General features: G+C 51.5%; 17 protein-coding genes. 4 read left to right on the top strand and 13 right to left on the bottom strand.

Annotated elements, in window-relative coordinates; genetic code table 11:
- Positions 1 to 119 precede the first annotated feature (119 nt).
- Positions 120 to 1,061 (top strand): DNA-binding transcriptional regulator DsdC, encoded by a 942-nt coding sequence (dsdC, locus tag U869_RS0125165; RefSeq protein WP_025120557.1) that lies wholly within the window; start codon positions 120 to 122, stop codon positions 1,059 to 1,061.
- Here the strand turns inward: dsdC and U869_RS0125160 are convergent.
- The 6 genes from U869_RS0125160 to U869_RS0125135 all read right to left on the bottom strand — a co-directional run bounded on the left by U869_RS0125160 (position 1,058) and on the right by U869_RS0125135 (position 6,320).
- Positions 1,058 to 1,675, bottom strand: coding sequence for an ABC-type transport auxiliary lipoprotein family protein (locus tag U869_RS0125160; RefSeq protein ID WP_025120556.1), 618 nt, complete (start codon positions 1,673 to 1,675; stop codon positions 1,058 to 1,060). The genes dsdC and U869_RS0125160 overlap by 4 nt on opposite strands.
- Positions 1,672 to 2,613 (bottom strand): MlaD family protein, encoded by a 942-nt coding sequence (locus U869_RS0125155; RefSeq protein WP_025120555.1) that lies wholly within the window; start codon positions 2,611 to 2,613, stop codon positions 1,672 to 1,674. The genes U869_RS0125160 and U869_RS0125155 overlap by 4 nt, the downstream gene beginning before the upstream one ends.
- 3 nt (positions 2,614 to 2,616) lie before the next feature.
- Positions 2,617 to 3,414: an ABC transporter ATP-binding protein gene (locus U869_RS0125150; protein ID WP_025120554.1), complete on the bottom strand. Its 798-nt coding sequence runs from the start codon at positions 3,412 to 3,414 to the stop codon at positions 2,617 to 2,619.
- Positions 3,411 to 4,556 carry an ABC transporter permease gene (locus U869_RS0125145; RefSeq protein ID WP_025120553.1) on the bottom strand — a complete coding sequence of 382 codons (1,146 nt, stop codon included), beginning with the start codon at positions 4,554 to 4,556 and terminating at the stop codon, positions 3,411 to 3,413. The genes U869_RS0125150 and U869_RS0125145 overlap by 4 nt, the downstream gene beginning before the upstream one ends.
- 217 nt (positions 4,557 to 4,773) lie before the next feature.
- Positions 4,774 to 5,091: a PTS system regulator TmaR gene (gene tmaR / locus U869_RS0125140; RefSeq protein ID WP_025120552.1), complete on the bottom strand. Its 318-nt coding sequence runs from the start codon at positions 5,089 to 5,091 to the stop codon at positions 4,774 to 4,776.
- A gap of 161 nt (positions 5,092 to 5,252) precedes the next feature.
- Positions 5,253 to 6,320 (bottom strand): FUSC family protein, encoded by a 1,068-nt coding sequence (locus U869_RS0125135; RefSeq protein ID WP_025120551.1) that lies wholly within the window; start codon positions 6,318 to 6,320, stop codon positions 5,253 to 5,255.
- A gap of 172 nt (positions 6,321 to 6,492) precedes the next feature.
- On the opposite strand from U869_RS0125135, the gene U869_RS0125130 reads away from it, so the two are divergent.
- Entirely contained in the window at positions 6,493 to 7,239 is a 747-nt protein-coding gene (locus tag U869_RS0125130; protein WP_025120550.1) for a helix-turn-helix transcriptional regulator, read from the top strand.
- A gap of 59 nt (positions 7,240 to 7,298) precedes the next feature.
- Here U869_RS0125130 and U869_RS0125125 read toward each other — a convergent pair whose 3' ends face one another.
- A complete protein-coding gene (locus U869_RS0125125) occupies positions 7,299 to 8,408 on the bottom strand; it encodes an SDR family oxidoreductase (RefSeq protein ID WP_025120549.1) in 1,110 nt (369 codons plus the stop codon).
- A 245-nt stretch (positions 8,409 to 8,653) separates the two neighbouring features.
- Between U869_RS0125125 and U869_RS29685 the strand changes: the two genes are divergently transcribed.
- On the top strand, positions 8,654 to 8,833 hold the full coding sequence (locus U869_RS29685) for a hypothetical protein (RefSeq protein WP_025120548.1): 180 nt from the start codon (positions 8,654 to 8,656) through the stop codon (positions 8,831 to 8,833).
- Positions 8,834 to 8,908: 75 nt separating this feature from the next.
- Positions 8,909 to 9,097, top strand: a complete 189-nt coding sequence (locus U869_RS0125115; protein ID WP_025120547.1) for a DNA polymerase III subunit theta — start codon at positions 8,909 to 8,911, stop codon at positions 9,095 to 9,097.
- 252 nt (positions 9,098 to 9,349) lie between these two features.
- Here U869_RS0125115 and U869_RS0125110 read toward each other — a convergent pair whose 3' ends face one another.
- The 6 genes from U869_RS0125110 to U869_RS0125085 all read right to left on the bottom strand — a co-directional run bounded on the left by U869_RS0125110 (position 9,350) and on the right by U869_RS0125085 (position 15,701).
- On the bottom strand, positions 9,350 to 9,613 hold the full coding sequence (locus U869_RS0125110; RefSeq protein ID WP_025120546.1) for a hypothetical protein: 264 nt from the start codon (positions 9,611 to 9,613) through the stop codon (positions 9,350 to 9,352).
- Positions 9,614 to 9,760: 147 nt separating this feature from the next.
- Positions 9,761 to 10,981: a hypothetical protein gene (locus U869_RS30200; RefSeq protein ID WP_025120545.1), complete on the bottom strand. Its 1,221-nt coding sequence runs from the start codon at positions 10,979 to 10,981 to the stop codon at positions 9,761 to 9,763.
- Positions 10,978 to 11,202, bottom strand: a complete 225-nt coding sequence (locus U869_RS0125100; RefSeq protein WP_025120544.1) for a hypothetical protein — start codon at positions 11,200 to 11,202, stop codon at positions 10,978 to 10,980. Before U869_RS0125100 ends, U869_RS30200 begins: the two co-directional genes overlap by 4 nt.
- Complete coding sequence (locus U869_RS29680; protein ID WP_051588655.1) at positions 11,202 to 13,652, bottom strand: hypothetical protein; 2,451 nt, start codon at positions 13,650 to 13,652, stop codon at positions 11,202 to 11,204. Before U869_RS29680 ends, U869_RS0125100 begins: the two co-directional genes overlap by 1 nt.
- Positions 13,653 to 13,696: 44 nt before the next feature.
- Complete coding sequence (locus U869_RS0125090; RefSeq protein WP_071998289.1) at positions 13,697 to 14,485, bottom strand: Ig-like domain-containing protein; 789 nt, start codon at positions 14,483 to 14,485, stop codon at positions 13,697 to 13,699.
- Positions 14,472 to 15,701, bottom strand: coding sequence for a baseplate J/gp47 family protein (locus U869_RS0125085; RefSeq protein WP_025120543.1), 1,230 nt, complete (start codon positions 15,699 to 15,701; stop codon positions 14,472 to 14,474). The genes U869_RS0125090 and U869_RS0125085 overlap by 14 nt, the downstream gene beginning before the upstream one ends.
- Positions 15,702 to 15,737: the final 36 nt, after the last annotated feature.

Raw genomic sequence — 15,737 nt, 5'->3', positions numbered from 1 at the left:
GGCACTATTTAGCCTTTTGACTCAGATTGATTCATCTTTAAGCCGCGATTTCGTGATATTCATTGATGCTATAAAACGGGGGCAGCATGCGGCGCCCCTACTGATCACAGGCGATAACCATGTACGATGAAAAGCACCAACTCGCTCGCAACAGGCACCTGAATGGCTATCAGTTGGCCAAGCTCCATACCTTTGAGATTGCCGCGCGGCAAGGCTCTTTCGTACTGGCTGCCGAAGATTTGGCAATCACCCCCAGCGCCGTCAGCCATCGGATCAACAACCTGGAAGCCGAGTTGGGTTTTAAGCTGTTCCAACGCTTTCATCGCCGGATCGAGCTGACGCCAGAAGGCGAGCGGCTGTTTTGGGTGTTGAAATCGTCACTCAGCTATCTCAATCAGGAAATATTGGAGATTAAAAGCCAGGAGTTGTCTGGCACCCTGACCATCTATTCACGCCCGTCGATTGCGCAATGCTGGCTGGTGCCCAAGCTGGCGGATTTTGATCGCCAATATCCGGCCATCAGCCTGAATATTCTCACCGGCAACGAAATGGTGAATTTCCACGGCGCGGGCATCGATCTGGCGATCTATTTTGATGACAAAACGCCGGAGAAACTCACCTGTGAGCATTTGATGGATGAGTCGATCGTGCCCGTGTGCAGCCCAGAATACGCCAAATGCCATGAGTTGCTTGGCAACCCCGCTAACCTGCGGCGCTGCACGCTATTGCACGATCGTCAGGCGTGGAGTTACGACTCGGATATCGGGGAATGGAATACCTGGGCCAAGCACTTTGAACTGGAGTTTGCCGAGGGCCAGCGCGGTATGGGATTTGATCGCTCAGATCTGGCGGTGATCGCGGCCATGAACCACGTGGGGGTTGCCATGGGGCGCAAGAAGTTGGTCAGCAAGCGCCTGGAGAATAACGAACTGATTGTTCCCTTCCCCGGCATGGAAATGCAATGCGCCCAGCGCTACTACATTTCCACGCTCTCGGAGCGGCAATGGCCCAAAATCAATGCCTTTATTCAGTGGTTAAAGGCCATGGCCGATGAGTCCTAATTAGCCGCCTGCTGATGAGCCCATGCCAACGTCTGCGCCGCCAGCTTATCGCTGGCCAGGCCAAAGGCCTGCACGACGTTATCCATCGATTTACCATGAATTGGCTCACGGATCACAAAGCTGCGGCTGGCAATGACTCGGCGGTCAGAGGTGCGTACCAAGCGCGCATCAAAGCGGATCACCACTTCACCTTGGTCTCCGTGATACACACCTTGGAATGACGGCAAATCGCCGCCTAACTCAAGATCGGCCTGCAGATTGTCATCGTCGCTGCTCACCGAACGGAAGTGGCCATTGGTGCGAAACTCCTGGATCAGGCGATTACGCAGCAATAACGGTGCCGGATCGCTCCAGCGTGAACCACTAAATGCAGTGATCTCCGAGCCCTGTGGCTGCACGGCAATACGTGTACCGTTCAAGAACTGGTTGGAATTAGGTTGAACGATACGTAATGACCGATCTAACGTCTGTCCCCCAGACATGGCCGTTGGCTGAGCAGGCAGCAGATACACCTGTTGTATCGGGCTTTGCGGCAAGATAGTGCAAGCGGCCAGCGGTAGCGCGGCGACCAGCACCCATAGCCGTAACGTCTGGCGAAGTTTTAACTTAATCATTTAGGGGTAAACTCCTTGGTACGTTCGCGGCCCCTGAGCAAGGCGGACGGATTCTCTTCCAGGCGGCTCATGGCGCCGCGTAAGGTCAATAAGGTTCTGCGCAGTTCATCCACCGCCGGGCCAAGATCGTTGAACCCCTGGATGCCGCTGTTCAATGACTGTTGATTCTCACCGATCAGCTTATTGAGTAGCGCACTGGTTTTCTCAAGCGATGCCATGGTGTTGGCGGCATTGGTGACCAGTTGCTTGCCCTGCCCATCCAGCAAGACATTGGCATTGCGTACCAGACGATTGGTCTGCACCAGCGTGTCATTGCTTTGCTTGGTCACCAGCGCCAACTGTTGCAGGATGGTGCGGATATCTTCGCGCTGCCCGGCCACGGTGTCGGTAATTTTCTCCAGATTATCCAGCGTATTGACCAGGCGCTGCTGATTATCCGGCGTCATCAGTTGATTCAGGCGCACCAGCACTTCGTTGACATTGCTCATCACATCTTCGCCGTTGGAGAGCAACTGCGTCAGCGGCGATGGCGTGGCGATAATCACCGGGATTTCACCATCCACGCCCGTCAGCATCGGGCTGCTTTCGCTGCCACCGCTGAGTTGAATATTGGACGTACCGGTAATGCCAGCAATCGCCAGACGGGCCTGGGTATCTTCACGAATGGGTGCAGAGGCCGTGACCCGAATGCGCGCCCAGACCTTGGTCGGCACGTTGGGATCCAACCGCAGCAGAGTCACTTCGCCCACGCGGATCCCGCTGTAATTGACCGTGCTGCCCTGTGAGAGGCCGCTAACGGCCTCATTGAACACAATGTCATACTGTTTGAACTGGCGATCGGTGCCAGACTTGGTGAGCCACAGGCTGAACAACAGCACGGCGGTGAAAATAATGAGAGTAAATAAACCAATCAGAACATGATGCGCACGGGTTTCCATTTGTTATTGCCTCTCTGGGATATTCGTTACGGCCTGCTGTGCCGCCCGCCCACGCGGGCCGTGGAAATACTCTTGGATCCAGGCATCGTCGGTGGCGGCCACCGCCTCCAGCGTATCCACCACCAGCACCTTCTTCTGCGAAAGTACCGCTACCCGGTCACAGATCGTATACAGCGTATCGAGATCGTGGGTGACCAGAAACACCGTTAGCCCCAAGGCATCCCGCAGCGTGCGGATCAGGCTGTCAAAGGCGGCGGCACCAATCGGATCCAGCCCGGCCGTCGGCTCATCCAGGAATACAATCTCCGGATCCAACGCCAGCGATCTGGCCAGCGCGGCACGTTTAACCATACCGCCAGAAAGCGATGCCGGATATTTATTGCCAGCGCTGGCGGGTAGACCGGCCAGCGCCAGTTTCACCTGTGCCAACTGCTCTGCATCGCGGCGTGGCAAGCCTGCGTATTCTATCAGCGGTAAAGCCACGTTTTCCATCACCGTCAGCGAACTGAACAGGGCACCGCTCTGAAACAGCACGCCAAAACGCCTTTCCAACACCGAGCGACGCGTACCGGAGAGCGCCATCAGGTCTTCACCAAAGACGTGGATCTGGCCAGCGGTTGGGCGGCGCAGACCCACGATACTGCGCAACAGCACGGATTTACCGGTGCCCGAACCACCGACCACGCCCAAGATCTCTCCACGGCGTACGTCCAGATCGAGATTTTCATGCACGCATTGGGTGCCAAAGCAGTTGCGCAATTGACGGATGCGAATAATGGCTTCCGGGGTCGCCTGGCTCACACGCCCATCTCCATGAAGAACAGTGCAGCAACCGCATCCAGCAGGATCACCACAAAGATTGAATGTACGACGCTGGCGGTGGTATGGGCCCCCACCGACTCGGCGCTACCGGTCACTTTAAATCCTTCCAGGCAGCCGATAATGGCAATGAGAAACGCAAACACCGGCGCCTTGCTCATCCCCACCAGGAAATTCTGAAAACCGCCGCTGCTCTGGGTGATGGTTAAAAACATGGTCGGTGAGATATCCAGCGTCAGGGCGCAGACAACCATTCCGCCAAAGATGCCGCTGATCATGCCGATAAAGGTCAGCATCGGCAGTGCCAGCAGCAGCGCCAGCACGCGTGGCAGCACCAACAGTTCGACCGGGTTCAGCCCCATCGCCTGAATGGCGTCGATTTCCTCATTGGCTTTCATCAGGCCGATTTCGGCGGTAAAGGCGCTGGCGGTACGGCCCGCCATCAGGATAGCCGTCAGCAGTACCGCGAACTCACGCAGGAAGGAAAACACCACCAGTTGCACGGTAAAAATACTGGCACCGAAGGTAGACAGGACGGTTGAGCCCAGGAAAGCGATGACGGCCCCCACCAGGAAGGTCAACAGCATGATGATCGGCACCGCATTCAGGCCGATTTGCTGGAGGTTGGCCACCAGCGAGGTGATCCGCCAGCGCGTAGGGCGAAGCAGATTGGCAAACAGGGTTTGCAACGTCAGGCCGATGAACCCCAACAGGGCAACCATATGATGCCAGAAATCTTCTACCGATTTGCCGATGTTACCCAACAGTTCAGTCGCCAGACCGGGCGGTTTCTCTGCCGGTGGGGGCGCATATCCTTGCAGGGCACGGCCAACGGTTTCCAGCAGTACGCGGCGCTCCACTGGAAGCGTAGGAGCTAACTGTTGCAGTTCTGACACCCGTTGATCACCGAGCAGATTGACCAGCAAGGTGGCTCCCGCCGTATCCAGGCTGCCCAATTGGCTGAGATCAAATACCACATCGGCAGGCAGGCGAGTTTGCAGTTGCCCCACGGCGGGTTCCAACAGGCGATAATGTGCCAGCACCCAATCCCCAGATGCCAAGATACGGGGAGGATGAAGCGTCTCGTCCAGATTGAGTAATGTGCTGAGTTGCTGTTCTGCCATGGTGACAGCCTCTGCTGGCAAAGAAATCTGATACCCGTCGTCTTGCAAGCCAAAGCTTGCAATCCCAAGGGCAAATTCTATTTATAACACTAGCGTAGCGGCTTTAAGCAGATTTGCTATAGCACGATAAAATATCGTTATTGTTGCCGACGGTTCGCGGCGCTGAGCCCCTGAAAAGAGGCAGGGCCGGGAAATCCCCAGCCCTGCTTGACGCGAATTACTTCACTTCGCCCATCGCTTTCAGCTTTTTGGACAGCTCGCGACGTTCTTTCGACAGATCGGCATTTTTGATGATGTAATCATCAACGCGATCTTCATAGTCACCGCGCATGTTGGCGATGATGCCCTGAATATCTTCAATGCTCATACCCGGCTTGATGTACTCGCTCAGGTTGTCGAGCAGCAGCACACGCTTCTGGTTGTCACGAATTTTCTTTTCGTTGTCGACAATTTCACGCTGTAACTTGTTTTTACGGCGGAACATACGCACAAACTCCAGCACGTCCTGGAAACTCGGCTTAGTTGCATTATCCATCTTTATACCCTTGCTTTAGTAATACACAGATTCATTTGCTTACGGCCACAATGCTACCAAGATACAGGGTTGTGGCCGTCAGACACAACTGTCATTGCCTTATCTTACCCACTTTAGCGCCTTGACCCTATCCCGATGCGCCTGCTTCATGATCTGAGCCACTATTCGTGCCCGCTAGCCGTACAGACCTTGAGCAGATCGCCCAGTTCTTCCAACTGCTGCGCCAGTTCCATACTCAGCCAGACATAACCATAGATCGGTGCTTCGCTGGGTTGTGCGGCGCTGGCCTCCTGCATTAGAGCCTTCAATTCTTCGGAGATATCGCCTACCTCTTCGGCAACGGCCTGTGCATGCAGAGGTTCACCATCTCGCATGATATTGGCCAACGATTCGATGGCGCGCTGCGTCAGCAGCTGCGAACTGCGCAGGGTTTTGGCATTGAGCATAATAAAATGCGTTTCACGCGAAGCCCAGTAGGCATCGGCCAGCAGTTCCAGCGTACACACCAGATTGCGGCTCAGGGTCTGTATCGCCTCAAAGACCGGTTTGGCGATATGTGTCTCTTTGCTGGCGGGAGCAATCAACCCGCGTAACTTAACCACATCGGCCAATAAGCTTTTAAGCCGGGGTTCCAGCCGTGGCCGTTCCACCATATTAGGCGAAAGATAGGCGCCGTAAACCTTCCCCACCGTCTGCAAGCAATCCGCCATTTGCATCCGCCACAGTACATAGGCCCGCTGCGGATAGATGCTGGTAAACAACAGCGCCAGCAACGAACCAAAAATGACGTCACCGCTGCGCCAGAGTGCGGTAGACATATCGCCCGGTCCGGCACCACAGACTACTGCCAGCGTAATGCCGATCAACAACGCCATGTAGGGCCGCTTGCCGAGCGTCAGATAACCGCAGACAAACATCACCACTCCGCACCAGGCCAGCATTACCGGCAGTGAATACAGCTCCAGGTAAAGCGCAATCAGGCCAGAGGCGGCACCAAACACCGTCCCGGCAATGCGTTCCAGCGCCCGTTGCAGCACGTTGCCCCAAAAAGAGATCGGCCCCATCACCACCACCAGCGTGATTAACGGCCAGGTGCCTTCCGGCACTGCCAGCAGGCGGATCAGCAGGAAGGTCAGGATAAAGGCCAAGCCGATCCGGATCCCGTGGACAATACGGTAATTGCGGTAGATCAGTTGTTCAAATGAAGAGATTTTTTTGCCTAGACGCACGCTTGTGCCCACCGACCCAGCTGTAAAACCTTTATTTTAGTGGCAAAGACCGGCTGGCGTACAACATAAGCGGTAGAAAGATGTCTGCTGGTTGCAGGCAGGTTTAAATTGACGCTAAAGATTTTAGCGGCAGAGGATTTACCTTTTTGCTAAAGAGTGAGACCATCGGCGGATGGAAACCAAAGAAATCAGGCGCAACAATCTGCGCGATCTAATGGCGCGCTATGCCCGCCAAGGCACCAACCAGAATGAGTTCGCCATGCTGGTGGGTTCCTCTGCGCCAACGCTCAGCCAGATCACCGGTGAAAAATCTTCGCGTAATCTGGGCGATAACCTCGCCAGACGCATAGAGGCCAAACTGGGCTTGCCCAAAGGCTGGTTCGATGTGTTCCAGGAGAAATCACTGGCACAGCCGTTTGCCAACGTGGCAGCCGACTCTGACTTCCAACCGGCACGGCTCAAACCCGTGGTCTGGGAAGATACCGAGCAGGACAAGGAAGAGTTTGTGGAGATCCCCTTGCTGGATATCGATTTCTCCGCCGGTGACGGCTGTTACGAAATTGTCGATAGCGAAGAGTTTTCGCTCATCTTCCGCCGCTACTATCTGCACAAGATGGGGGTACCGGTGAACGCGGCACGCATTATCCGCATCTCCGGCTCCAGCATGGAACCCCGGTTACAGGATGGCGATGTTGTGGGCATTAATACCGTGGATACCCGCATCCGCGAAGGCAAAACCTATGCGATCCGCCACGGCAATCTGCTCCGGGTCAAGATCCTGATCGAGCAGCCCGACGGTGGCGTGGTCATCCGTTCTCTGAATCGGGAAGAGTATCAGGATGAACAGCTCAGCTACCCACAGCGCAAAGACCAACTGGTGGTGCTGGGGCGCGTATTCTGGTCATCCTCCTCCTGGTAAGATCCTGAGATCGGGCGCGGCATACCATGCAGCGCCCCGTAATAGCAATGCCCTGCCCGTTATTTGAAATCCACCTCCATCTGCTGCGGTATCGACAGCCCACGGGTCGATTGCACACAACGGCCAATATAGTCGGTAAAGCGTGGCGGTTTTGGCATGCCCAGCTTGAGGATCTTCTCGTTGCTAAAACGCACGTTCAGCATGGCAAAGGAACCGTAAAGGCGCATGGCTTTCAGCATCAGGCGTTCATTACACGGTCCGAAAATATCTTTTAGCTGCCGGCGCATTTGCAACAAGGCTTCGTAGCTGACCTGGGCATAATGATCGCCTACCGGTGGCTCCTCCAGCGCAGCGGCGATAGCATGATCGATGTCTGCAAAGCTGACGCTGCTCTCCTCCCCCGCCGAGATATGATAAACATCGTTATCCAGGCTCTCGCGGTTGAGCAGCATCACTAGCGCATCGGCACAATAGTCCACCGGGATCACATCAATACTGTCCTGCAAAGAACACATAAACTTACGCAGCATCAACGCCATGCTGAATACCCAGAAAATGCTGCTGGACGGTTTGCACCCCAGTTGCGTATGCCCTACCACGATCGAGGGCCGGGCAATCACCAGCGGCAGCTGCGGGCAGGTTTGCCGCATCAGTTGTTCAATGGTTGATTTGGAGCGGGTGTATTCCACTAAATGCTCGGCGGTTGCCTCAAACTCGGCGCTTTCTGCCACCAGCGAACCGACTTGTGGTGCACAGGACATTGCCGTGCCCACATGCAGGAATCGTTTTAATCCAACCACCTGCGCCATTCGCTGCGCAAACGCCAGAGTGCCTTCAACGTTAACCTTCCAAATAAGCGGGTTATTACCAAATGACGCTACCGCGGCACAGTTAACGACATGCGTCACCATATTAATCCGCGCATCGGACAGGAAATACTCCGGCTCACTTAGATCACCCAGTAAAATATTGTCTACCGTCAATCTTTCCAGAATATTTTCATCCAGACTGAACTTCTCCATATTAGTGAGAATACGGTTTAAACCCTGCAACTCAGTTTCCGCACGCACCAACAATAGATAATTAATATCTTGATTTTCTGTCAGTAATTTTTCTAGCACCGCACCACCGAGAAAACCGGTAGCGCCAGTCAACAGTAGCGTTTTCATCTTGGACACCCACATTGGCATTGAATGAGATGGAGTGTATTCCCATATTTATAAACCAAGATTAAATAGAAACTCACTGAATGCTGAATTAATTTTCTTAATATTATCTTAAGGAATTCACTGAAACATTCACCAGAGATTGGTAACACTTTATCGCACCTTTATCTCCTTTGTTTAAATAACATTGATGTTAACTCTGATTTAATTAACGAGATTAATCCTAACGCCTTTCTTCAGGAGCTATTATGAGTTACAACCAAAAAGTCTGGCTGGCAGTACTCACCGTTTGCGCCCTTTTCTGGTTAACCCTGATAAGCGCTATCTTTAGCTACAACACGGCTCATAAGCACGAGCAAGGCCAGCAAGAACAAGCGATGAATCCCCATCAGGCAAAGCACAACCCCGCGCTGGCACAGGCGCTCTGACCACTCTGCCCTGAATGAGGTAGCGACAAATTCTCTTCAGCCTTTTATTATGCGCTATCGAATAGGGAGAAAGACATGTCGCAACCACTGGATGGCCTACCCCAGCAAGAACGTGAAAAAATCCAAACCGATTTGCTGGCACTACGCATTATTTATAGCGAACGCTACGGCTACGCCTCTGAATGGGAAAGCGCCGAAGTGCACGTCCCCACGCATCTGCGCGGCTACTTTCAGCAACGGCTGAACTTCTATCGCACTGCGTAGCACCACGCAATTTCGCGTTTAGTATCAAGCAATACTTGGCATCGGTTATCACGCCGTTACAATAGGGCAATTCCCTACGCCAACAAGAGATGCGATTTTGAGCAGCAAGGCACTGGCCACATTCTACATCCACGACTATGCTACACCGCACATTCAATGTTGTTTTTAAATGATTTTATTTAAAATAACATTGAATGTGTACGCAATTTGGTACACAGTAACTAAACTCCCAATCTGCTGATACAGCCACGCCTAAGTGAGTGTAAAATCGTCAACATCGAAGTCATCAACATGTGGCGCGATGCGCTTGATAAGTATGATGTAATCGATCCCCTCCCCCAACGAAACCGGCCTTTCAATCTCGAAGATGAAGGCGTTATCGTATGCTCTACCCAGCCAAAAACCACCACCGCATGCTTTTGGCCGCTGGATGAATATCAGTCTGCCGGGTGGGATGTAGTCCCGAGTTTCCCCACGATACAAGATGTCATACCCACCATAGTCTTTGCTGCCCATACAATCCCCTTCACACCAAAAAACACTGTTCATACATACAGTATAAACACGGTGAATTATGCGCGTGAAGATACATTTGGCGGGTGAATTGTAGAGCGCTGATCAGGAAGGAAAGAAAGTTGGCCGGGATCACTCCCGGCCGCATCGTTACGCAGTTCTCATCCATGCCCGAAGCTGCACGAATTTGCTGACAACAGAGAACGCCTGGCCGCTACCCGCAGATCCGATTGTGCCGGATACCGGGTGGGTATGGTTTTGTACTGGCGTGATCAGGTCATCACTGGTATTAAAAGCCGCCGTATAGTCAACGCTTAACCGGTTAGAAGTGCCGCTATCTAAAGCAGTATTTGAACGGTATGCACGCAACCCGAGAGTTTGCGCCCCAGCAGCCCCGGTGCTACCCGCAAATGCGTGTATGTGTGGCGCAAGGTTTGCCTCGCTTAGCGTTGCGGTATCGCTTCCCCCAGTGGTGAGTGGCGCGCCGCCGATCATGATGGAGCGTGAGCCATAGGTTGCATTGAGATCAACCCACGTCGTACCTGGGTACCGGACATTGGGATCAGTGTTGTTCCCTTTGAAAATAACGTCCCCAACTTCGTGCGGGCAGTCTGGGATGCCAAGATTCTTTCTGGCCTCGGCCTTATCTGGAATGTCGGATAGGTTCTTCGACTTCTCAAGAAACTTGGATGCGTCGGAAAGCCCCTTGCCTGGATTGGTCACGAAGAAACACGACAGCTCCGGGGAGAACGCGAGCATCACCGGAACGCTGACAGTGATATCCCCGGCCTCGAGGGGGCTGTTAACCCCTTTCAATATCGGGTATGTTCCCACCACCCGCCCGGATACCGTCAGTTGTACGGTTGCGGCATCGGTATTGGCCAGCGTTGGCGTAATCAGCAAAGGCGCACGCAGTGCAAAGGTATTGCCCCCGGCCACGTAAAACGTAGACGGGATCGACACGGTAAGCGCGTTTGCCGTTCCGCCCGCTTTCGCTGACAGGTATTTGCCCGCCTGCAGATCCTCAATCTGGACGAAGTTGTTTTCCGATCCCCGCGTAGGGAAGTTTGAGACAACATCATTCAGCGACCACCCTTTTTTCTTCGTATCCTCCTGGCCGCGAATTACCGTGAGGTTGTCCCCGCTTACGCTGACCAGGTGGCAAACCTCGAATACGGTTTCCAATTCATCCGTAAGCGTGAGCTTTGAGTAAAGCGCATTGCTGTATGAGGGGTTTACCAGCGCGGGATCAGCCTCCAGGGTTTTCGCAAACAATGCGCCGGTGCCTGGCATAACGGTGATGACCGTCTGTGTTGAGTTGATGTCGGCGGCCAGCGCTGACCGGATGTTATTACCGAAGCCAAGGATCATTGCTCACCCTCTATCTGGACAGGATTCAATTCATCATCCAACTGGATACCAAACACGGCTGCCAGTCTGGTATAAAAATCATCACTAACCTTATTTCCAACGATGTCGCCATCATTAATCTGAATGACATCGGCTTCATTTAATTGCATTAAGTAGTCACGGAACACACTATCGGTCTGCTGATAACCTATTAGTGATTTTATTTTATAAAAAGTTTTCACTATGCACCGCCTCCGCCCCAAGCTGCAGGGATTCGATTGTAATCGGTTAAACTTGTGTTTTGATAAAATGCATTAGTTTTATTTCCTGCTGCCGTTACGTTTGGAACTGCGGAAATAAAATCAAGCCCTTTACCTTTCATTAAATTGCAATTATAAAACGCCGTGCTTGCACTTGTTATTGATGGATAATTGGTCAAGCTGAATATCTGGTTTAAATTACCCTCCAAAAGCCTGCAAGAGTTGAACATTCCGCTAATTATCTGCACGGCAGTATTGTTAAGTAGACCAGCCCCTACCGTTTTCAAGTTGAAACAATAATAGAATGTATTGCTAAAATTAGTTGCCTTGGTGTTATTCCTGAACAAACCAGCAGGGATGGCTGATATGTTTGCTTGGAAAAATGTGTTACTAAATGAAATGGCGTTTGGATTATTAACAAACAAATCCTCTGGAATTTCAGATAAATTAACGCATCCATTCACGAATGAATCAAAATATATCATTAGCGGGCAAGTGGCGAACGTGTCCACCGGAATAGCTCTAATATCACAGTCTGTAAACATACCACTGACAGTTGTCAGCTTTACGTTATATTTAAACATCGCTGACGGCAACGTGGTCAGCTTTTTGCAAGACATGAACGAAGACGTCAACACTGTTAAGTTCACGCACTTATCGAAAAATCCAGCAGGTATCCCAATCAGTGCCGTACAGGCGCCAAACATGCGACCTGTATTTGATTGCAATGCAGTAAACCAATTTAATAGCGTTGTCGGCAATGACGGCAATGATGTGCAGCTATCAAACATATATTGAACATCATTTGTTTTAGTACAACCTTCGAACATATCTCCTGAAATTGAAGTCAAGCCCGTGCAATTCTGGAATGCGTATGAGAAGGACGTCGCCGCGATACAGCCTCTAAAAACGCCTTGCGGAATGGTGGTTAAGGATGAGCAACCGTAAAATGTATACTGGAACGTGCTACATAGCGCCTTGCCATCAAATGCATATGGCGTAATGGCTGCCAACGACCGACAAGACTGGAAGCAGGATGCAAAAGACGTCACCTTGTTGCAGTCGGTAAACAATGGCATATTTTTAAGTGCGCTACAGCCTGAAAACGTATTTAAGAATGACGTTGCGCTAACGCAACCGGAAAATATATCCAGACCAACACTTGTTAGCGCCGTGCAATTGGTGAATATATAACTAAAATCCGTATTAAAAGAGCAGCCTTTAAATACTCTGTTTCCGACTGTTTTTAAAGCCACACAGTTGAAGAAGGTTTGATAAAAGCTGTTGGCACTAGACAACCCTTCGAACAATCCATCCGGCACAGATTGCAGTGATTTGCATTGATAAAACGTGTTTCTAAAATATCCACCAGCGATATTTTTAAAAAGCCCCTCTGGAATGCTAGTAAAGGTATCGCATCTAAGGAATGTGCCTTCAAAACTAAGTGCCTGGATGCAGTCATCAAATAATCCTGCTGGGATAGCTGCTAGCAATACCGCCCCGGCAAATGTATTATAAAATGACGTTACCGAATAATTCCCTTTGAATACGTTAGGCGCGATTGTTGCTATCTTCCCGCAGTTACTAAATGTGTTATAGAAAGAAAGATTGGATGTACACCCAATAAACAAACCATCCGGCAAGGCCGTCAGAGACGAACATTGACCGAACGTCAACTGGAAATCCATCACTTTAGTCAGGTTAGCGAACAATCTAGGCGGTAAACTAATTAGGCCGCTACAAACGTTAAATGTTTCTCTAAATGACGTGGCGTTGACGCATTTATCAAACAGGCCGCTAGGTAAAAGAGTAAGGGCTGTGCATTGCCTAAATGTCTGGAAGAAAGAATCAGCGGAAATACATTTATCAAACAAACCTTTCGGAAGCGTCAATAAACTTGTGCAACCATTAAATGAAGACCTGAAATCGGCCGCATTTGGAAGATAATCGAACACGCCATCATGAAGCAAGTAGAGGCCGGTGCAATTCATGGCGAAATATGTCATATCAGTCCGACCACTGGCCACGATAATGACTTCTCTCAACGTGTTAAATACCATTCCGCTAGTTAGTGTGGTATTGCTACAGAATCGAATAGTATCGCTACGCTTTACAGTGATAGTGTAATCAGCACCCACTGATAATGCGCGTGTTGATATAACCCAACCCCATTTTTTTTCGGGACTATACTCGTCTTGAACGAAACTATAATCTTTACTATCTACACCATCGCCATAATCAACAGTAAAAACCTCATCCATTCTGGCGTAAAATATTGGCCGAGTGGCGCTATCAATGCGCATAATAAACTTAGTTGCGCTAATTACATTGGTTACTACGGTGGCAGTATGGCCGCCATCTTCGGTTGTTACAGTAACGTTTGTAGTTCCAAATTTCTTACCGCCAGTAATAACTATTTGGCCGTCAGCCATGGTAAACCCTCCAGTAAAGGATTATTTATTCTTGCCTTGATGATTTATTCTTCCGGTATGGTGACCGTGGCTATAGAGGTGTCTGCCGAAGCGGCGGTAAAGTTTTTGTTCGTCGCGTCTTTTGGCAAAATAGTGACATCGAGAATTCGAGTTTCACCAGGCAATAAATCAATAGTGGTATCTGACAATCTAACGCCTGTAACCGGCACAATTTTGTAAACCACAACATCGTAGTTATACATGAATGGCAGTTTCACAAACTTCTGCTCTATGCATGCCTTTAACGCCTGGGCGACGCCATCATCGTAATCGGGTATGCGAACGTAGAAGGTACCGTTCTTCGGGATGATGCTGATATCGAATGTTTGCTGAACCGGCGGATCAATGCCGTCCGGGCCTTGAATAAACCTCGCTATTCGCCGCTTGAACCACGGCACGGAAAAATGGAACCCGTCGCCCTTGTAAAAGTTCCACGTCAGCACCCGCTTGAACAGGTCGTCGGATAGATAGCTGTATTGGCCAGCGATGTAGCTCGAAAGCGTGGCGTAAGGGATCGAGTTATACTCAACCGAGTTATAGTCGCCCTTCTGCGTTTGCTCTTTGACGATTTGCAGCGTCGGTCTAACCTCTCCGTAGATCCCGTGCGCTATCCAGTCCAACAGGTAGCCGGTTATGTAGGGCGACGTCCAGCACGGTAGCGCCAGGTTATTAAACGCCGTGAGGTATTCTTGGCTCAGCTCGTTGGTTGCATCGAAGAACGCGCAAACATCCTCATCATCGTTATATTGAATAAACGGGTAAGCTGGAATTACTTTGGTTTCAATTTGTTCCATCGTATTTTTGCACCGTTACGTGTGAGGCGTCAGTCGTGAAATACTTGTAATAGTCGCCAGAAACCAAGCCGGTATTCGGGTCTGGTTCGACGATGGCGCCATCGATAGCAACCCGGATCTTTATCAGGGAAATCTGTTCAACGCTGAGTATCGAACTTACTGCCTTTTGAAACAGGGTTTGCAACTGGTAGATGTTTATCGGCTGCCCCACATAGACGCTGTTGATGTAATCGACAATCACAGGCACCGCCAGCACTGACACACTGGCCGGATCGGTGAACGTTGAACCCGCCAGCGTATCCCACGTAAGCATCACCGTGGCGGCCTGTGACGACGGCACGATGTAGGGGATGACATAGAAGTCAGGGAAATCGTTAAGCGTGATTGTTTCGCTATGCGGGATATAGCCGCTGCCGCTCACTACATCGCCCGTCAGCATCGAGATGTCAGGAACCGATTGATAGATTGCCCTGGCCACTTCGTACGGATCGCCGCCGCCAACGACAATGGCCCACTTACCCAGCGCTACCTGGCGGAACGCAATCAGATTAGCGTGTACGCCATCAACATTGGCCAGTGCTGATTTCAGCTCGTCAGGAGTCCCCTGTACGGCGAACATGCCCGCCTGCATCACTTGGGTACGGTAATCACCGATCGTCTGTTCTTCGAGTCCTGGCAAGCCTTCAACCGTGTTTGTTACGGCCAGCGTAATCTTGGCCGGTATCGAGGTGATGATTTGCGTTACGGTACCGGCGGGAACAGCCCAGGAGCCGGATGCCGTGGCCAGGCAGTAAACCGAGGCACTCTGCCCGCTAGCCGGAAGGATCGCGTTGTTCTGCACCGCGTATTGGTGGTTTCCGTCACTGACGATCAGCCCACGCGGAACCACGAACCCTGGCGAGCCCATGAAGACCACCAGCACAGAGGTATTAGTGCCTATGCCACGCTGTACGCCGTAGATGCTGCCCAGTTGCTGCAGTAGAGGGATATTGGCCCCGTATGGCGTCACCGAGTTGATGGTATCCACCAGCGCGTGATCGATCAGGGCTATGGCACCGGTCGAGGTACTGGCCAGATCGGTGATCAGCGCCGGTGGCAGATTCGCGGTGTAGCCTGGTACCTTAGCGGCCACACTAGTGATCAGCTTGTCGTAAAGCTCTTGCGGCGGCGTAGGCTGAGCCCCTGCTTGTGTGACGACTACGGGTAAATCGGACATGGTTACTCCAGGCGTAAAAAATCTATGGTCACCCCC

The organism is Serratia sp. H1w, from assembly GCF_000633355.1.
Classification (GTDB): domain Bacteria; phylum Pseudomonadota; class Gammaproteobacteria; order Enterobacterales; family Enterobacteriaceae; genus Chania.
Note: the sequence above shows the minus strand (reverse complement) of the source record. Positions and strands in the feature narration are given on the sequence as shown.

Bases quoted from the DNA above. Each gene is read 5' to 3' on its own strand.
- dsdC (WP_025120557.1), top strand. From the start codon at position 120: ATGTACGATGAAAAGCACCAACTCGCTCGCAACAGGCACCTGAATGGC.
- U869_RS0125160 (WP_025120556.1), bottom strand. From the start codon at position 1,675: ATGATTAAGTTAAAACTTCGCCAGACGTTACGGCTATGGGTGCTGGTC.
- U869_RS0125155 (WP_025120555.1), bottom strand. From the start codon at position 2,613: ATGGAAACCCGTGCGCATCATGTTCTGATTGGTTTATTTACTCTCATT.
- U869_RS0125145 (WP_025120553.1), bottom strand. From the start codon at position 4,556: ATGGCAGAACAGCAACTCAGCACATTACTCAATCTGGACGAGACGCTT.
- tmaR (WP_025120552.1), bottom strand. From the start codon at position 5,091: ATGGATAATGCAACTAAGCCGAGTTTCCAGGACGTGCTGGAGTTTGTG.
- U869_RS0125130 (WP_025120550.1), top strand. From the start codon at position 6,493: ATGGAAACCAAAGAAATCAGGCGCAACAATCTGCGCGATCTAATGGCG.
- U869_RS0125125 (WP_025120549.1), bottom strand. From the start codon at position 8,408: ATGAAAACGCTACTGTTGACTGGCGCTACCGGTTTTCTCGGTGGTGCG.
- U869_RS29685 (WP_025120548.1), top strand. From the start codon at position 8,654: ATGAGTTACAACCAAAAAGTCTGGCTGGCAGTACTCACCGTTTGCGCC.
- U869_RS0125115 (WP_025120547.1), top strand. From the start codon at position 8,909: ATGTCGCAACCACTGGATGGCCTACCCCAGCAAGAACGTGAAAAAATC.
- U869_RS0125110 (WP_025120546.1), bottom strand. From the start codon at position 9,613: ATGGGCAGCAAAGACTATGGTGGGTATGACATCTTGTATCGTGGGGAA.
- U869_RS30200 (WP_025120545.1), bottom strand. From the start codon at position 10,981: ATGATCCTTGGCTTCGGTAATAACATCCGGTCAGCGCTGGCCGCCGAC.
- U869_RS29680 (WP_051588655.1), bottom strand. From the start codon at position 13,652: ATGGCTGACGGCCAAATAGTTATTACTGGCGGTAAGAAATTTGGAACT.
- U869_RS0125090 (WP_071998289.1), bottom strand. From the start codon at position 14,485: ATGGAACAAATTGAAACCAAAGTAATTCCAGCTTACCCGTTTATTCAA.
- U869_RS0125085 (WP_025120543.1), bottom strand. From the start codon at position 15,701: ATGTCCGATTTACCCGTAGTCGTCACACAAGCAGGGGCTCAGCCTACG.